This window comes from Vibrio sp. OPT41 (assembly GCF_015163595.1).
GTDB lineage: Bacteria > Pseudomonadota > Gammaproteobacteria > Enterobacterales > Vibrionaceae > Vibrio > Vibrio alginolyticus.
On the sequence record NZ_JADDYH010000016.1, the window covers coordinates 13656 to 30334 of the forward strand.

General features: G+C 42.5%; 17 protein-coding genes. 8 read left to right on the plus strand and 9 right to left on the minus strand.

Annotation, left to right across the window (positions count from 1 at the left end):
* Positions 1-2 precede the first annotated feature (2 nt).
* Positions 3-1058: a glycosyltransferase family 9 protein gene (locus IQP38_RS08845; RefSeq protein WP_025768324.1), complete on the minus strand. Its 1056-nt coding sequence runs from the start codon at positions 1056-1058 to the stop codon at positions 3-5.
* Between the two features lie 107 nt (positions 1059-1165).
* Between IQP38_RS08845 and IQP38_RS08850 the strand changes: the two genes are divergently transcribed.
* The 8 genes from IQP38_RS08850 to IQP38_RS08885 all read left to right on the plus strand — a co-directional run bounded on the left by IQP38_RS08850 (position 1166) and on the right by IQP38_RS08885 (position 7856).
* Entirely contained in the window at positions 1166-1573 is a 408-nt protein-coding gene (locus IQP38_RS08850; protein ID WP_005395798.1) for a diacylglycerol kinase, read from the plus strand.
* Between the two features lie 11 nt (positions 1574-1584).
* Positions 1585-2295, plus strand: a complete 711-nt coding sequence (locus IQP38_RS08855; RefSeq protein ID WP_005379425.1) for a 3-deoxy-D-manno-octulosonic acid kinase — start codon at positions 1585-1587, stop codon at positions 2293-2295.
* Positions 2296-2439: 144 nt separating this feature from the next.
* On the plus strand, positions 2440-3504 hold the full coding sequence (rfbB, locus tag IQP38_RS08860) for a dTDP-glucose 4,6-dehydratase (protein ID WP_017634983.1): 1065 nt from the start codon (positions 2440-2442) through the stop codon (positions 3502-3504).
* On the plus strand, positions 3504-4388 hold the full coding sequence (rfbA, locus tag IQP38_RS08865; RefSeq protein ID WP_054576842.1) for a glucose-1-phosphate thymidylyltransferase RfbA: 885 nt from the start codon (positions 3504-3506) through the stop codon (positions 4386-4388). Before rfbB ends, rfbA begins: the two co-directional genes overlap by 1 nt.
* Complete coding sequence (locus tag IQP38_RS08870; protein ID WP_054576843.1) at positions 4378-5460, plus strand: DegT/DnrJ/EryC1/StrS family aminotransferase; 1083 nt, start codon at positions 4378-4380, stop codon at positions 5458-5460. The genes rfbA and IQP38_RS08870 overlap by 11 nt, the downstream gene beginning before the upstream one ends.
* Positions 5461-5481: 21 nt before the next feature.
* Positions 5482-6171, plus strand: coding sequence for a WbqC family protein (locus IQP38_RS08875; protein ID WP_193837508.1), 690 nt, complete (start codon positions 5482-5484; stop codon positions 6169-6171).
* Complete coding sequence (locus IQP38_RS08880; protein ID WP_054576845.1) at positions 6168-6968, plus strand: sulfotransferase family protein; 801 nt, start codon at positions 6168-6170, stop codon at positions 6966-6968. Before IQP38_RS08875 ends, IQP38_RS08880 begins: the two co-directional genes overlap by 4 nt.
* A 12-nt stretch (positions 6969-6980) precedes the next feature.
* Positions 6981-7856 (plus strand): glycosyltransferase family 2 protein, encoded by an 876-nt coding sequence (locus IQP38_RS08885; protein WP_054576846.1) that lies wholly within the window; start codon positions 6981-6983, stop codon positions 7854-7856.
* 37 nt (positions 7857-7893) lie between these two features.
* Here IQP38_RS08885 and cysN read toward each other — a convergent pair whose 3' ends face one another.
* The 8 genes from cysN to lpxM are packed head-to-tail and all read right to left on the minus strand — an operon-like array spanning position 7894 to position 16629.
* On the minus strand, positions 7894-9309 hold the full coding sequence (gene cysN, locus IQP38_RS08890; protein WP_054576847.1) for a sulfate adenylyltransferase subunit CysN: 1416 nt from the start codon (positions 9307-9309) through the stop codon (positions 7894-7896).
* A 12-nt stretch (positions 9310-9321) separates the two neighbouring features.
* Positions 9322-9951, minus strand: coding sequence for an adenylyl-sulfate kinase (gene cysC / locus IQP38_RS08895; protein ID WP_054576848.1), 630 nt, complete (start codon positions 9949-9951; stop codon positions 9322-9324).
* Between the two features lie 2 nt (positions 9952-9953).
* Positions 9954-10868 carry a sulfate adenylyltransferase subunit CysD gene (cysD, locus tag IQP38_RS08900; protein ID WP_049534422.1) on the minus strand — a complete coding sequence of 305 codons (915 nt, stop codon included), beginning with the start codon at positions 10866-10868 and terminating at the stop codon, positions 9954-9956.
* A 29-nt stretch (positions 10869-10897) separates the two neighbouring features.
* Positions 10898-12634 carry an SLC13 family permease gene (locus IQP38_RS08905; protein ID WP_054576849.1) on the minus strand — a complete coding sequence of 579 codons (1737 nt, stop codon included), beginning with the start codon at positions 12632-12634 and terminating at the stop codon, positions 10898-10900.
* Positions 12634-13878, minus strand: coding sequence for a lipid IV(A) 3-deoxy-D-manno-octulosonic acid transferase (gene waaA, locus IQP38_RS08910; RefSeq protein ID WP_054576850.1), 1245 nt, complete (start codon positions 13876-13878; stop codon positions 12634-12636). Before waaA ends, IQP38_RS08905 begins: the two co-directional genes overlap by 1 nt.
* Positions 13872-14927 carry a lipopolysaccharide heptosyltransferase II gene (waaF, locus tag IQP38_RS08915; RefSeq protein WP_017820719.1) on the minus strand — a complete coding sequence of 352 codons (1056 nt, stop codon included), beginning with the start codon at positions 14925-14927 and terminating at the stop codon, positions 13872-13874. The genes waaA and waaF overlap by 7 nt, the downstream gene beginning before the upstream one ends.
* Entirely contained in the window at positions 14924-15646 is a 723-nt protein-coding gene (locus IQP38_RS08920; protein ID WP_005379459.1) for a glycosyltransferase family 25 protein, read from the minus strand. Before IQP38_RS08920 ends, waaF begins: the two co-directional genes overlap by 4 nt.
* Complete coding sequence (gene lpxM / locus IQP38_RS08925; RefSeq protein ID WP_193837509.1) at positions 15643-16629, minus strand: lauroyl-Kdo(2)-lipid IV(A) myristoyltransferase; 987 nt, start codon at positions 16627-16629, stop codon at positions 15643-15645. The genes IQP38_RS08920 and lpxM overlap by 4 nt, the downstream gene beginning before the upstream one ends.
* Positions 16630-16679 lie beyond the last annotated feature (50 nt).

Sequence of the window (16679 nt, forward strand, 5' to 3'; positions counted from 1 at the left end):
GTTTACTGGTATTGAGGATACAAATCTTCTAAGACTTGATCGAACATGCTCATTACTTGAGTGCTGGTAATGCGGTTCATTGCCGTTTCATCTTTAGCGCGAGTTCGCCAGCTTAACTCGTGACTGTTTTTACCTGTTTCCGCAAAGATCGTTTCTTCATACACTGAGACAACGTATTTTAGATAACGGTAAGGTCCCACTCGCAGCGGATTATGGTGTGCATAGAGCCCGATGATTGGCGTTTTCATGGCATTCGCCATGTGTGCTGGTCCGGTATCGGGGGCGATGACCATTTCAACCTTATCTATTAACGCAAGCATTTGCAGAATTGAACTTTGTCCAACTAAATTTAGACACGGTTCTTCCAAGCCAGATTGAATGGCTTCTGCCAGATCCAATTCTACCTGAGCAGGGCTGCCTGCCAGAATCACGTTCCAGCCTTTTGCTCTGGCGTGATGAATCACATCCACATAACCTTCCGCGTTCCAGTTTTTATAAGCTTTGCTCGCACCAGGCACAATCAGCAGGTTAGGTTTACTACGAGAAATATGAGACTCTGCCCAAGCTTGGTCGTGGTCTGAATAAGAAAGTACCCAGTCTAGTCCTGCCTTTGGTACCCCAATTTGATGGGCAAAGGCCATTAAGCCATCTGCGACATGCAGAGATTGCGGGGAAGGCACTTTGACATTGGTAAATAGTGTTTGAAAGTCCTGGCTTCTATCAGAAGAGAAACCAAGTTTGTATTTTGCTTTAATGCCCAACGTTGCGACACTCGCTCGAATCGCGTACTGCATATGCAATAGCGCATCAAACTCTCTGCCTTTCAGCTGTCGCCAAAGTGATTTGTAGCCATCAAGTCCCGCTTTTTTATCAAAAACAATCACTTCTACACCATCGATGGCGGCTAATAACTGGGCTTCAAGTTTACCCGTTATCCAAGTAATCTGGGTCGAAGGCCAGTGTTTCTGAATAGCTTGAATGCTGGCGATAGTATTGCAAACGTCTCCGATAGCGGACAAACGCAAGACGCATAGTGACGATGGGGCAGAAGTGAACATAATTATTGTCTGATTCGATGAATAGAGGCAGGTAAATTATGCAGACATCCCCAATAAATGTAAAATACACGGCTCGAATATAGCTAAGTACTGATAAGTGTTCTGCAATGTCAAAGACAACACCACATCAATCGCAAGAATCTGGCAAGCCGGGTAATACCGGACTAAAGCGCATCGTTAAAGCGACGGGTTATTCGATCCAAGGATTAAAAGCGGCTTTTAAGCATGAAGCTGCCATTCGACAAGAGTTGGCTCTGTTGAGTATCGCCGTGATTTTGGCTTGGCTAGTGGATGTCGGCATGGTTGAGCGTATCTTAATGATCGGGGTCGTGGTATTAGTCTTGATTGTAGAGCTTGTAAACTCAGCGATTGAGGCGGTAGTGGATCGTATCGGTATTGAACGGCATGAACTCAGTGGTCGAGCTAAAGATATAGGCTCTGCTGCCGTTATGGTTGCTTTGGCGTTTGCTGCATTTACTTGGTTGTATATATTAGCCAGCCGGTATTTAGGCTAGAGGGTGAGCGTATGACTCAACAGTATAAAAACAACAACCAAGTGATCTGGTTTGATGACGAGATCATTACAGACCCTAGCCAACCGATATTTGATGCGGAATACTGGCAGTCCTCCGACAAGGTGGTTGGCAGTGCGACGGGGCGAGGCACGACATGGTTTATCCAACTAGAGAACATGCAAGCGGCACTACGTCATTACCGTCGTGGCGGTTTGTTTGGGAAGTTAGTTAACGATCATTATTGGTTCTCTGGCTGGGATAACACCCGTTGTGCGCAAGAGTTTCAGCTTTTGTTGGCGCTAATTGAGGCTGGGGTGCACGTTCCTCGTCCTATTGCAGCAAGAGCCGTAAAGTCAGGACTCTTCTATCAAGCTGATTTATTAAGTGAGCGAATCCCAAACGCCAGAGATCTGGTTAGTATCTTGCAAGAACAGTCTTTATCGGTAGAAATGTATCAGAAAATAGGGCAAGAAATTGCCAAGATGCATCAGGTTGGCGTTAACCATACTGATTTGAATATCCACAATATCTTGATCGACGACAAAGATAAGGTATGGATTATCGATTTTGATAAGTGTCGTTTTGAAACTTCTGGTGACTGGAAGCATCAAAATCTAAATAGACTTCTGCGTTCATTTAATAAAGAGCGTTTAAAGCGACAGATTATTTGGCAAGAGTCCGATTTTGAACATTTTCAGGACGGTTATGCTTCTCAATCTTAATTGAGTTTTTTATCATTTTATATTGATTGCTCTAAGTAAGCCTTCTTGAGTCTCACGATGCTCGAGTGAGTCTATAAACTACAATAATCATAAAGTATTCATGTGTATCTGATGGCACAAAAATTAACGTAGGTAACATTTGTAATGAAAATATTAGTAACCGGTGGAGCAGGCTTCATTGGGTCAGCTGTTGTCCGACATATCATTCGTGACACCCAAGATACCGTCATCAATTTAGATAAACTGACCTACGCAGGGAATCTAGAATCACTGGTTGATGTCTCAGAGAGTGAACGTTACTACTTTGAGCAAGTAGATATCTGTGACCGAGCTGAACTAGATCGCGTGTTTTCAGAGCATCAACCCGATATGGTTATGCATTTAGCGGCTGAGTCTCATGTCGATCGCTCTATTGATGGTCCTGCTGCTTTTATTGAGACCAACGTGATGGGCACTTACCATCTGCTCGAAGCGGCCCGTCAATATTGGTCGGGCTTAGATGAAGCGCGCCAATCGGCATTCCGTTTTCATCATATTTCTACGGATGAAGTGTATGGCGATCTAGAGGGAACGGATGATTTGTTCACCGAAACCACCTCATACGCGCCGAGCAGCCCATATTCTGCATCTAAAGCTTCGAGCGATCACCTAGTTCGCGCTTGGCAGCGTACTTATGGTTTACCGACACTTGTCACCAATTGCTCCAACAACTATGGCCCGTACCACTTCCCAGAGAAGTTGATCCCTCTGATGATTTTAAATGCCCTCGATGGCAAGCCGTTGCCTGTGTACGGTGATGGTATGCAAATCCGAGATTGGCTGTTTGTGGAAGACCATGCCCGCGCGCTTTACAAAGTAGTCAACGAAGGTGAAGTCGGTGAAACCTATAACATCGGTGGCCATAACGAAAAAGCAAACATCGAAGTAGTGAAAACCATTTGTGCTTTGCTTGAAGAGCTGCGACCAGACAAGCCGGCAGGTGTTGAGTCTTATGAATCTTTGATCACTTATGTCAAAGATCGCCCCGGTCATGATGTGCGCTACGCAATTGATGCGACCAAGATTGCTCAAGAGCTTAACTGGACGCCGGAAGAAACCTTTGAAAGCGGCATTCGTAAAACCGTGGAATGGTACCTAAACAACCCGCAATGGTGGCAACGCGTGCTTGATGGTTCATACAGTTTAGAGCGATTAGGAGCGGGCGAATAATGAAAGGCATTATTTTAGCAGGTGGCTCGGGCACTCGCCTTTACCCTATTACACGCGGTGTCTCTAAGCAGTTACTGCCGGTTTATGACAAACCAATGATTTACTACCCGTTGTCAGTACTGATGCTTGCGGGCATTCGTGAAATCTTGATCATCACCACGCCAGAAGACCAGGAAGGATTTCAGCGCCTATTGGGTGATGGCTCAGAGTTTGGCATTGAGTTGCAATACGCGATTCAACCAAGTCCAGACGGCTTAGCTCAAGCCTTCATCATTGGTGAAGAATTCATTGGCGATGACTCAGTATGTTTGGTGCTGGGTGACAACATCTTTTATGGGCAAGGGTTCACTCCAAAGTTAAAGAAAGCGGTTGAGACGGCAGAGAGTGGCAATGGGGCTACGGTGTTTGGCTACCAAGTGAAAGACCCTGAGCGCTTTGGTGTGGTTGAGTTTGACGCCGACAGAAAAGCTATCTCTATTGAAGAAAAACCAGCTAAGCCAAAGAGCCACTATGCTGTGACGGGGCTGTACTTCTTTGACAACCAAGTCGTGAGTAGAGCTAAGCAAGTCGAACCATCAGAGCGAGGTGAGCTGGAAATTACCACATTAAATCAAATGTACCTAACAGCAAACGAGCTCAATGTTGAAATGTTAGGGCGTGGTTTTGCCTGGTTAGACACAGGTACTTACGAAAGCTTGCTCGAAGCTGCTCAATTTGTTTCGACGATAGAGAAACGACAAGGTTATAAGATTGCATGTTTGGAAGAAATTGCCTTTAACAATGGTTGGATTAGCAAACAGAAGTTAATGGCGGCAGCTGATGCCCTTAAGAAGAACAATTATGGTATCTACCTATCAAGCATTGTGAGCGAAGATGACAATTAAACTTAACAGTCCATTAGCCCCAGACTTAACTAAGCTTTCTAACTATTTATCTCAAGTAAATGAGAGTGGTTGGTATACTAACTTTGGGCCATTGCATGAAAAGCTTACTAGACGACTTGAAACGTTTTTGGGTGTTAAAAACTTATTGTTAGTTTCTAATGGTACGCTGGCACTTCAGGTGGCATGTAAAGTTTTAGGAATTGAATCCGCGATCTCTACACCATTTAGCTTTGTTGCAACTTCATCAGCGTTGATGTGGCAAGGTATTGATGTGAGCTATTGCGATATCGATTCAAAATCTTATAACTTATCTCCAGATGCTTTGAAAGCAGCTCTTGAAGCAAATTCTCAAGTAGATGGTGTTGTTGCAACACATGTATATGGAAATCCTTGTGAAGTTGAGAGTTTCAAAGAAATTGCAGAGCAATATAAGGTCAAAGTTCTATACGACGCTGCTCATGCATTTGGAGTTAAGGTTGGTCAGGAGTCTCTCTTAAACTTTGGCGATGCTAGTACATTGAGTTTTCATGCCACTAAGATATTCCATACAGTCGAAGGTGGTGCAATTGTATTCAAGCGGCATGAAGATTATTTACGTGCGAAAGAGTTCATTAACTTTGGTCTTCAAGCGAATGGACAATTAGGCGAGCCAGGTATTAATGCAAAGTTGAATGAGTACCAATGCGCAGTAGGATTAACACTACTTGATCAGATTGAAGAGGTAATTGAGCATCGATCCAACCTGTTTAGTTTGTACCGGACGCTTTTAGAACCTTATGTTGAATTACCTCTTTGGCTACCCGAAGCGTCGTATAACGGTGCTTACATGCCAATTTTCGTTAGAGATAAAGACAAGCAGGAAAGACTACTTGATGCTTTGTCTGAGCATGATATTGAACATCGACGATATTTTACACCATCTTTAGATGTTGCTTACCCTGATAATCTGAGCTTTGGATGCCCTATAAGTCAGAAGATATCAAAAGGAATTATTTGTCTACCGCTACATGCCAGTATGTCTTCAAATGATGTTGAAGCAGTATGTAAAGTTATAGAATTGATATTAAATTAACCATGTGAGAGTTCTTATAGTATGAAAATTGCTATTATGCAGCCTTATTTTTTACCATATATTGGCTACTGGCAGCTCTTGGCTTCTGTAGATAAATTTGTTGTTTATGATGATATTCAGTACACCAAGAAAGGGTGGATAAATCGTAACCGTTACTTAAGTGCTTCAGGGAAAGTAGAGACTTTTACCATTCCTATTAAGAAAGACTCTGATTACCTTGATGTTAGAGAGCGTTTTATATCTCCAACATTCTTGAAAGAAAGAACTAAACTATTAAATAAGATTAGAGAGTCTTATCGAAAGTCACCAAATTTTGATGAAGGATATCAGATTTTTAGTGATATTTTGTTGGATGAAGAAGATAATCTATTTCTTTTCATTCTAAACTCTATAGAAAAAATAAAATCTTATTTAGATATTGATACTGAAATTATAATTTCATCGAGTCTGAATAATAAAAATCTTAAAGGACAAGATAGAGTTATAGATACTTGTGTTAAATTAGCTGGTGACACTTATATCAATCCTCCTGGAGGGCGGGATTTATACAGTGAATCGAACTTTCGATCTCAAGGCTTAACTCTAGAATTCCTAAATGTATCATTAAAACCATATACGCATACTCAGACAAGTGATTTTGAGCCAGGACTTTCAATACTTGATATCATTTTTAATGTACCTAAGACCCAGTTGATGGATTATTTAATATGAAAAGATTTGCAATTCATTCTGTGCCAAGATCCGGTTCATCTTGGTTAGGTGAGATTATTAATAGCTCTCCTGATGTTAACTATCTATATCAGCCGCTTTTTTCCTACGAGTTTAAATCATTTCTAGATGAAAATTCTAAAAAAGATGATATCGATGCGTTTTTTAATAACATTGCACAAACCAACTCTTCTTTTATTCGTCAAGATGCTGAACGAAAGGAAGGTCGTAAGCCTATATTCGAAAAGAACAATCATTTGGGTACTATCGTATATAAGGAAGTTAGATACCATCATATCATAGAGAATATGATCAAAAAGTGCCCTGATGTAAAGGTTTTAGGCTTGGTTAGAGACCCGAGAGCTGTAATTAGCAGTTGGTATAATGCAAAGCGAGAATTTAGATCCGATTTAGGCTGGCTTTTGGAAGAAGAGTTGATCTATGCAGGTAAGAAAAACTTAGAGAAAAAAGAAGAATATTTTGGTCTGTCTAAGTGGGTGGAGACTACAAAGTTATTTGAAAAACTTTCTCAGCTGTATCCAGATAACTTTAAACTTGTGCACTATAGTGCGCTGCTAGAAGACCCTCTAGAACAAGTTGAAGATATATTCGCTTTTCTAGGGCTAGAGCTTACCTCACAAACTAAGTCATTTCTTATATCAAAAAAGAAGGTTGATACTACCTACTCTGTATTCAAAAACAAGGATAAAGACATAAGCTGGCAAAATAGCCTTGATGCAGATATTGTAAGTCGTATAGAGGATTTTGTTAAAGAGAGTAAGTTGGAACACTACTTGTAGGTCGGTAATAATATGTCTGTTAAAGTTTCAATTCTTTGTGTTTGTTATAATCACTCTAAATATATTGAAAAAACAATTAATAGCTTTCTCAACCAGTCCTGTGATTTCGAATTTGAAGTTATTGTTTATGATGATCTCTCTACGGACAATAGTAGAGAAATTATTGATGAGATATGTGAAAAGCATTCGAACATAGTTCGAATGTATACTGATGAAAATCTTTACTCTAAAGGCATCCGAACTCTAGCATTGTCACACTTATCACCAAAGGCTAAAGGAGAGTACTTAGCTTTTTGCGAAGGTGATGACTATTGGATAGATAATACAAAGCTACAGAAACAATTTGATGCTTTAGAGGGGAACCCAAATATAGACCTTTGCTTTCACCCAGCATACTCAGAGGACCCAGAAGGCAATAGAGAGCTAGTCTCAAATCATTTTGAGGGGACCCATTACGTTTCTACTGATGAAGTTATACTAGGAGATGGTGATTACTGCCCAACAGCATCTTTATTTATCCGTAAGTCTGCTTTATCCCTAGCTTCATCAAGCACTATTAAATTAATGCCATGTGGGGACTATTTTATGCAGATTATGTCTTCTGTAAAGGGAGGCGGAGTCTACTTACCTGAACCAATGTCTGTATATAGAATTAATCAAAAAGATTCTTTTTCAACAAGGATATCCTCGTCCTCTCACGAAAATCAGAGAGACTTTTTGTTAGCAATGGCCAATAGTTTGGAGTCACTAAAACAAGACTTGGATGGAGTGAACTTAAAGTCATTTAACAATCGAATAAGAAAATATAAACAGAGAGCGCGAAAATCTCAAAGGAAGGCGATAAAGGAGAGGATCAGAAATCTAATATTCTCTAACCCTTCCCAATAAAATAGGTGAGCGATATGTTTATGGCCCACCTATTTATTTAGTTTATTTTTACACAGCCCCACTCTGGGAAGTGCTTACATACATAAGCATTGAGCTCTTTCTCTGCTTCTGAGTAAACACGAGCTGGTTCTTCAGTATGGTTTAATTGTATCGATGACACCATACCCGCGCCGACAGTCACGTTACTAATGCGGTCAATAATGATAAAAGCGCCAGTTTGAGGTAGCTGCTGATAAACATCCATTGCAACTTTATCGGTAAGCTTTATTGAGGCGAGTGCAATCTCGTTTAACTCAAGGCGCGTATTTTTATGATCATGCTGCTTAAGTGTATTGACATCAACCTTATGCTCAATTTGAGAAACCTTACCTGTACAGGTTTTAGTCGCAAATTTGAATAGGTATTCTTTATGCGTTTGCATCGGAGATTCATCCATCCAAACGATATGAGCTTGGTAAGCGTCTACAACCTCCGGAATGTTGTTGGAATGGACAAGCATATCGCCGCGTGACACATCGATTTCATCTTCAAGCGTTAGGGTGATGGCTTGACCCGGCATTGCTTCTTTTAGCTCACCATCGAAGGTAAAGATAGATTTGATGCGAGAAACTTTGTTCGATGGAAGAGCAGTAACCTCATCACCAACCTGTACAATGCCTGAAGCAAGGGTGCCACAAAAACCACGGAAGTTTAGGTTTGGGCGATTGACATATTGCACTGGGAAGCGCATGACTTCAGTGTTGATGTCTTGGTTAATCTTAACTGTTTCAAGCAGCTTCATTAATGTAGCGCCAGGGTACCAATCCATGTTCTCACTTGGAGTGACAACATTGTCGCCTTTTAGAGCAGAGATTGGCACAAAGCGGATATCCTTGATGTTGAAGTTCTTTGCCATATCTCGGTAATCGGCTTTGATTTTCTGATACACCTCTTGGCTGTAGTCCATCAGATCCATTTTGTTAACGGCAACGATAACGTGCTGAATTCCAAGTAGACTACAGATATAGCTATGACGACGTGTTTGCGTCTGGATACCGTGGCGAGCATCAACCATTACAATCGCAAGATCACAGGTAGAAGCACCCGTAACCATATTACGAGTGTACTGTTCATGTCCTGGAGTGTCGGCGATGATGAATTTACGCTTGTCGGTTGAGAAGTAGCGGTAGGCAACATCAATCGTGATGCCTTGTTCACGCTCGGACTGTAGACCGTCGACTAGTAGTGCTAAGTCGAACGCTTCATCTGTCGTATTGAACTTTTGAGAATCTTTTTCGATCGCAGCCATTTGATCTTCATAAATCAGCTTGCTGTCGTATAGCAGGCGACCAATCAGTGTAGATTTGCCGTCATCAACGTTACCACAAGTTAAGAAACGAAGTAGGTCTTTGTTTTCATGTACGTTTAGGTACGCTTCAATGTCTTTAGCGATAAGCTCAGAGCTATGAGACATAATGACTTCCTTTTAAATGTATTCTTTTTCAGTGAGCGCTTGAATCACTTGGTCGGCACACGCTTCGACAGACAGCTCAGCTGTCTTGATGTGAATTTCTGGAGATATAGGCGCTTGGTACTCAGAGTCGATGCCAGTGAAGTGTTTAATCTCACCTGCGCGTGCCTTTTTATACAGGCCTTTAGGATCTCTTTGCTCGCAGATTGCGAGTGGAGTATCAACAAACACCTCTAAAAACTCGCCTTGCTGCATTAACTGGCGCACTTGCTCTCTATCTGAGATAAATGGCGAAATAAACGCGGTCAGAACAATGTTCCCGGCATCGACAAATAGTTTAGCCACCTCGCCAATGCGGCGAATGTTCTCAATACGGTCTAGATCACTAAAGCCAAGATCTTTGTTTAGACCGTGGCGCACATTGTCACCATCAAGAAGGTAACTATGTTTACCTAACGCTAATAGCTTGCTTTCTACCGCGTTAGCGACGGTCGATTTTCCTGAGCCACTAAGTCCGGTAAACCAAAGTACAACAGGCTTTTGCTGCTTAAGCGCAACACGATCTTCATGAGTTACGCTGGTGTTATGCCAAACCACATCGTCACTCACAGACTCATTGTGCTTCTTTTGATACGGCGAGGTCATAGTTAGAAGTAACCCTCACGTTTCTTTTTCTCCATGGAGCCAGAGCTATCATGGTCAATGGCACGGCCTTGGCGCTCAGAAGTGGTTGTAAGCAGCATCTCTTGAATGATCTCTGGTAGCGTTGTTGCTTGAGATTCAACCGCTCCCGTTAATGGGTAGCAGCCTAGTGTACGGAAGCGAACCATGCGTTGTTCTACCGTCTCCCCTTCACGAAGCTCCATGCGATCATCATCTTTCATGATCAACATACCGTCACGCTCAACGACGGGACGCTCTTTTGCAAAGTACAGGCTTGGAATCTCGATGCTCTCTAGGTAGATATATTGCCAGATATCCAGCTCAGTCCAGTTAGAAAGAGGGAATACGCGAATGCTCTCGCCTTGGTTTACTTTGCCGTTGTAGATATTCCAAAGCTCAGGGCGTTGATTTTTAGGATCCCAGCGGTGATGTTCATCACGGAAAGAGTAAACACGCTCTTTCGCGCGAGACTTTTCTTCGTCACGACGAGCACCACCAAAAGCAGCATCAAAGCCATGATTATCTAAGGCTTGTTTTAGGCCTTGTGTCTTCATGATATCAGTATGTTTTGAGCTGCCATGCACAAATGGGCTGATGTTCATCGCAAGCCCTTCTGGATTTTGGTGCACAATCAGCTTCATACCAAGCTTTTTCGCCATGTAGTCACGAAACTCAATCATTTCTTTGAATTTCCATGTGGTATCAACATGCATAAGTGGAAACGGGGGAATGCCAGGCGCAAAGGCTTTCTGCGCAAGGTGTAGCATCACTGAAGAGTCTTTACCAACAGAGTAAAGCATCACTGGGTTATCAAACTCGGCAGCTACCTCACGCATAATATGGATAGATTCTGCCTCAAGCTGCTTAAGGTGAGTCATTCGTTGTGGAGAAAGTTTCATTCCGGTCTCTCTTTGATTCGATGAGGGAGTTAAACGCCATAGATAGTTGTGATAGCCGTTAATACTAAACCGCTATACGTAATACTCATCGGCACCCCAATCTTTATATAATCCTTGATACAGTACTGACCTGCATTGTAAACCATTAAGTTGGTTTGGTATCCATATGGGCTAATAAAGCTTGCACTTGCGCCGAACGCGACAGCTAAAATATAGCTGTGAAGATTTGCATCTAGACTCGTCGCGAGGGCATAAGCAACGGGGAAGACTAAGGCCGCCGCCGCATTGTTGGTGACCAACTCCGTTAGCAATAAAGTGACCAAGTAAACCATGATAAGCCCTGACAATGGGCTCATAAATTCAGCTTGTTCTGTCATTGCGCTCCGCAGGAGGTCGACTGCTGTACTATTATCTAATGCCTGAGACAGCAAAAGTGCAGATGAAATTACTAGCCATATCTGGACTGGTAGCCTTCGTATAATTTCATTCGTTTTCAGTGCTCCAGTTAATAGTAGAACACCAAGCAACAAGATCAGGTTGTGCAGCAGTGGAGCTATCTCCATAGCTGCGAGGGCGATAGCACTAAAAAAGCCAAGAACAGCGACAATTTCTTGTGGTCCTTTGAGCAGCCTATCGGCTTTTAGCGCTTGGAGCTGGATAAAGTTTTTAGCGATGTTATTTCTCTGGTGATAGTCATCACCTACAGCGAGTACCAGATAGTCACCAGCTTTTAAGGTAACTTCACCGAGCTTTCCGGAAACCGTGTGGCCATCGCGTCGGATCGCGACAACTGCAGCGTTGAACATAGCGCGAAAGCCAATTTGTTTTAAGGTCTTATTTACTAAAGCACTTTCAGGGCGTAATACGACCTCTTTGAGATCATGACTTAGTCTTTCGCCTTTATGAGCAAAGAGTGATAAGCCCGGGAAGTGATTCAGTTGAGTTACTTTTCTAATCTCTCCACAGAATAATAGGCGATCATTTTCCTCTATTAACTCATGTGGTGATACTGGTGAAATAGTTCTTCCTTGGCGATGAATCTCGACTAAAAACAGAGAGTTTAGATTTCTCAGCCCGTTGCGCTGAATAGTTTTACCGATAAGTGGGGAGTTTGGTTCTACCTCAGCGTCAATGAAGTATTGAGCTTGAGTATCTGCTCGTTCAATGTTGCTAGGTAGCCAATGGCTAAGTAAAAACAGGGTGAGCCCGCACCCAAGTACAACAATGCTGCCAACAAGTGAAAAATCAAAAAAGGAGAGACTAGGTAGCCCAGCATCGAGCACCATACTATTGACGATTAAATTCGTCGAAGTGCCGATCAGCGTTAGTGTTCCGCCAAGGATGGCAGCAAAAGATAGGGGAAGTAGCAGTTTGCTGGCTGGGTGAAGGGCATTGGCACGTATTGGGGCGATCATGGTAGAGACCACCGCTGTGTTGTTTAGAAATGCTGAAGACAATGTGGTTATCGAGAACAGTCGAACCCAGGTAGATTTATAGCTAGGTTTGATGACTAATTGCGAGATTCTACGAAGTAGTGAGGTCTTTTCTAAAGCTAGCGAGCAGATGATAAGTAGTACCAGCGTAAGTACGCCAGGATTGGCAATACTGCTAATGAGTTGCTCTGTCGATACGGATCTGCTGCTATATAAAACAAGCAAAACTACTCCAAAAACCTTTTCAGGTTTGTTTTGATACCTTGTGACAAGGGCAATTATTGCAATCACAAAAACGGTAATGACAAAGTAGGCTGAATGGGTCTGTGACATTATTTAATTGCTTCAATTGTTTTTTGAGTCGAGTTTAAATAGCCTTGAATAAAATCACTCATTTGCTGAGAGTTACTATGTTGAAAGCGCTCTAGTACTTTACTCGCTAGCTGAGTTTTATCGGTAATGTCTATAATATTCAGAGCAATCATGTCTTCTACAATCGCTTTGAAGTTGAAGTAACTAGGACCTGATATCACTGGAACGTTGAGTGCGACTGGTTCAAGCACATTATGTCCACCAACTTTATCCCCAAGCAAACTCCCAGCCATAAAGCAAACATCACTGGCACCAAGGAGAATCAGCATTTCACCCATAGTATCAGCAAGGTATACCTGTGTATCGGCGTTAACTATTGCAGCATTGGTTCTTCTGGTGCTATTAAAGCCGGAATTTTGGCAAAGCGCAAACACATCATCAAATCGTTCCGGATGGCGAGGAACCAAAATAAGTAATGCATTTGGATGAGATTTTAAAACTTGTCTATGTGCATCTAATACCTGTTCGTCCTCGCCTTTGTGGGTGCTAGCTGCAATCCAAATCGGACGATCGTTTCCAAGTTGGGCTCGAAGCTGCTGTCCTTGCTGTTTCACTTGCTCTGATATTTGAATATCGAACTTAATCGAGCCAGTAACGGATAGTTTCTTTTTCTCAACGCCTAAGCGTTCGAAGCGCTCTGCATCTGAATCCGTTTGGCAGAGTACTTGAGTTAGGCATGGATGAAGCTGGTTAAAAAGCCGCTGTATTTTGGCGTAGTTCTGACACGATTTTTCAGATAGGCGCGCATTTACGACAGTTATAGGGACACCCGCTTTGTGAACATTGTGAAGCGTGTTTGGCCACAGCTCAGTCTCAATGATCAACATCTGTTTTGGTTGCACTGCTTTAAGAAAACCTTTGATAGCAAACCCAAAGTCAATTGGCATATAGCGGTGTTCAATTAAATCACCCAACTTAGCAATCTGTTCAGCTCCGGTACTTGTTGTTGTTGTAACTAGAATAGATTGTTCGGGGTTTTGTTCCTTAAGGGCTTTGATTAAAGGTGTTGCTGCTATGCTTTCACCAACAGATACGGCATGTATCCAAATAGGTTTGTCGTTGCTTTTTAGCTTGGGGGTTATGCCAAAGTGCTCTTTCCAGCGAGAGCCGAACTTAGGCTTATTTGGTTTGCTCTTGTACAAACCAAATAAAAGCAGCGGTGACGCTAGGGCGAGTAGTAAGGTATAAACAATACGAACTAACATGAGCTTATCGTAATGGCGTCAAGTTTTTGGATGCTATCTAGCACTTGCTTAGGCGAAAGTTCTGTCAAGCACTTAAGGTGTTTGTATTGACATTCACGCTGGAAACAAGGGCGACAATCAATATCGGTATGAACAATCTCCACTTTTTCTGCGAGTGGGGGGGTGTACTTCGGTGAAGTTGAGCCATACACGGCAACAACATTACAACCAACCGCAGCTGCCACATGCATTAAGCCTGAGTCATTCGCGACAACTGTCTTGCATGCAGCAAGTAGGTCGACCGCTTCAATTAAGCTGGTTTGTCCTGCTAGAACATGAATGTTCTTATGGAATTGCGTCGGGACAAGTGCGCGGATATTGTTACAAGTCTCTAAGTCCTTTTGAGAACCAAACAACCAGATTTGATGCCCAGATCGAGCCATTTGCGTCGCAACTTCAGCGTAGTGTGTTTCGGGCCATTTTTTGGCAGGACCAAACTCTGCTCCTGGGCACAGTCCAATGGTTGGTTGGTCTTGCGTTAAGTTGAATTTTTGGATCGTGGCTTTTTGCTCTACTTCGTTGATTGCGAGGCGTGGGCGAGGTAAGGTTTCAAGCCCGCCAAGAGAGTTAGAATCCACCATTTCTGCTTTTGGATAAGCTAACGCTACATAGCGCTCTACCATGTACTGAAAAGACTTCATGTTAGGGCGTAAGTCATTCAATAAGCCATAGCGCATTTCTCCTTTCCAGCCAGTACGAAGAGGAATGTTGGCAAACCATGGGATCAGTGCTGATTTCGCTGATTTAGGCAAGATATAGGCGTGGTCATATTGCTTTTCACGTAATGATTTACCAATTTCCCTGCGGCCTAATAAGTTAAACTCACCATGACCGATAGGCATTTCAATCGCTTGGTGGATTTCTGGCATACGCTCAAGAATCGGTTTACACCATCCTGGAGCGATCACGTCAATTTGGCTATCTGGATGGCGTTGCTTTAATACGATATATAACGATTGCGACATTACCATATCGCCGACCCACGCAGGGCCAATGACTAAAATCTTCATGCTTTGTTTTTCCAGTATAGGAATTTCAAAATTGACTCATAAGTTCTAAAAAGTTCAGCGTATATTTTATTCGCAAGAGTCATTTTGGATTTATCTTTTCTTTTACCACCAATCGTCGAAGCAATCTCTGCTCTAGTAAAGAGATCTGGAGACACGCTGTAAACTTGAACACCATGTCTCCATGGTTTTTCCATGTAGTCATCGACTGGTTCAATAAACTCTTGAGCATGCATAACAAACTTTGAGGCTGCTTTAGGTGTAACGATATAAGCGGTGGTACCACAAGTGCCTGCTGAGTATCCCCCTAGCATATGATTATCATCAATCGGTACGATTGGGGTGAATACACGCTTCTGAGTGGCAGACAACTTGATGTAGTCATAATTAGAAGTCAATGGAAGGGTATGTTCGAGTACTTGCTTCAGCCCTTCTACGGGGTCGACGTTGTCTTCTAAGATGACGATCGGTTCATCAAGCTCAACACAGCGAACCCACAACTCGTAATGGCTTGCAAAACAGGCGACTTCACTGGTTTTTAATTGATACCCTTTGCGGCGTAGAGTAATGGTAGGACGACTTTTTTCTGAATGAAGAAAACGGTCAACAGAGCCATCTACTGCATCAAAAAATTCAAACGTAATGTCTTGTTGTTTTAACTTTTCTTCAATACGTTCTCGGCGATCTAGCGATCGAGCCAAGCTTACGACAAATACTTTCACTGCACTTTCCAGTCGCTGTTATATCTTGGTTTAAACAAATTGTAATAGTTATTGCCGTCTTCTTGAGAGTGCAGCAACTGTAGTACCCACATATATTGTTCGGGTTTATCACCGACAAAATATTCAATGGCTTCATTACAGGTACGAGCGTCTTGCTCTTCGCCTTTATCCAGCTCAAACGCTGGTAAAATCTCAATATCAAACGTACCATCTTCAGTGTTCATCGACGCAAATAGAGGCAGTACTTTTGAGCGTGATAGTTTCGCAATTTTGCCTAAACCAGGTAGCGTTGCTTTACGTGTTGCAAAAAAATCCACAAACACACTATGCTCTGGGCCGTGATCTTGATCAGGTAGATAATACCCTACATAGCCATCTCGAATGGATTTCAGAAAAGGCTTAATGCCACCTGAGCGTTCATAAACACGACCACCGTATTGGACCCTTTGCTTGTGCATCAGCCAGTCAGCAACATCATTCTTTTGCTTCTTCGCCATTGCAGAAACTGGCATTCCCATTGAAGCGAGCAAGATAGCAGGCACATCAATAGCCCAAGAGTGGGGAACCATTAAAATTACATTTTCGTTGCTATCAATGTGCTGTCGTAAAATGTCTAGGCCGCGAATTTGGCAACGGTTCTGAAGCCATTTTGGTGAGCGTAAACTTAGTAACCCGAAGCGAAAAAAGAACATGGCCGCTGTGTAGAGTGTTTTTTCTATCAAAGCTTCACGTTCTTGGAACGACTTTTCCGGAAAACACAGCTCAAAGTTAACCCTCGCTCGGTGAGCTGGACCTTTGTGGGATTTACACAGTTTTTTGGCTATGGTTTTCGCCAACCACTTTTGTAAACCCAGTGGCATTAATGATAACGGTAAAAATAAGATAACACCTAACCACGTGCCCCAGTACTTAGGCGACAGAAAGTGGCGCTTAAACTCAGGGTTATATGCTTTGGGGTCGAAGTCATCACGTTTTATTGTCATGGCGTGTCTAGTTACCTATTCGTGTACGGGCGAAGTGGTTTAAATGAGAA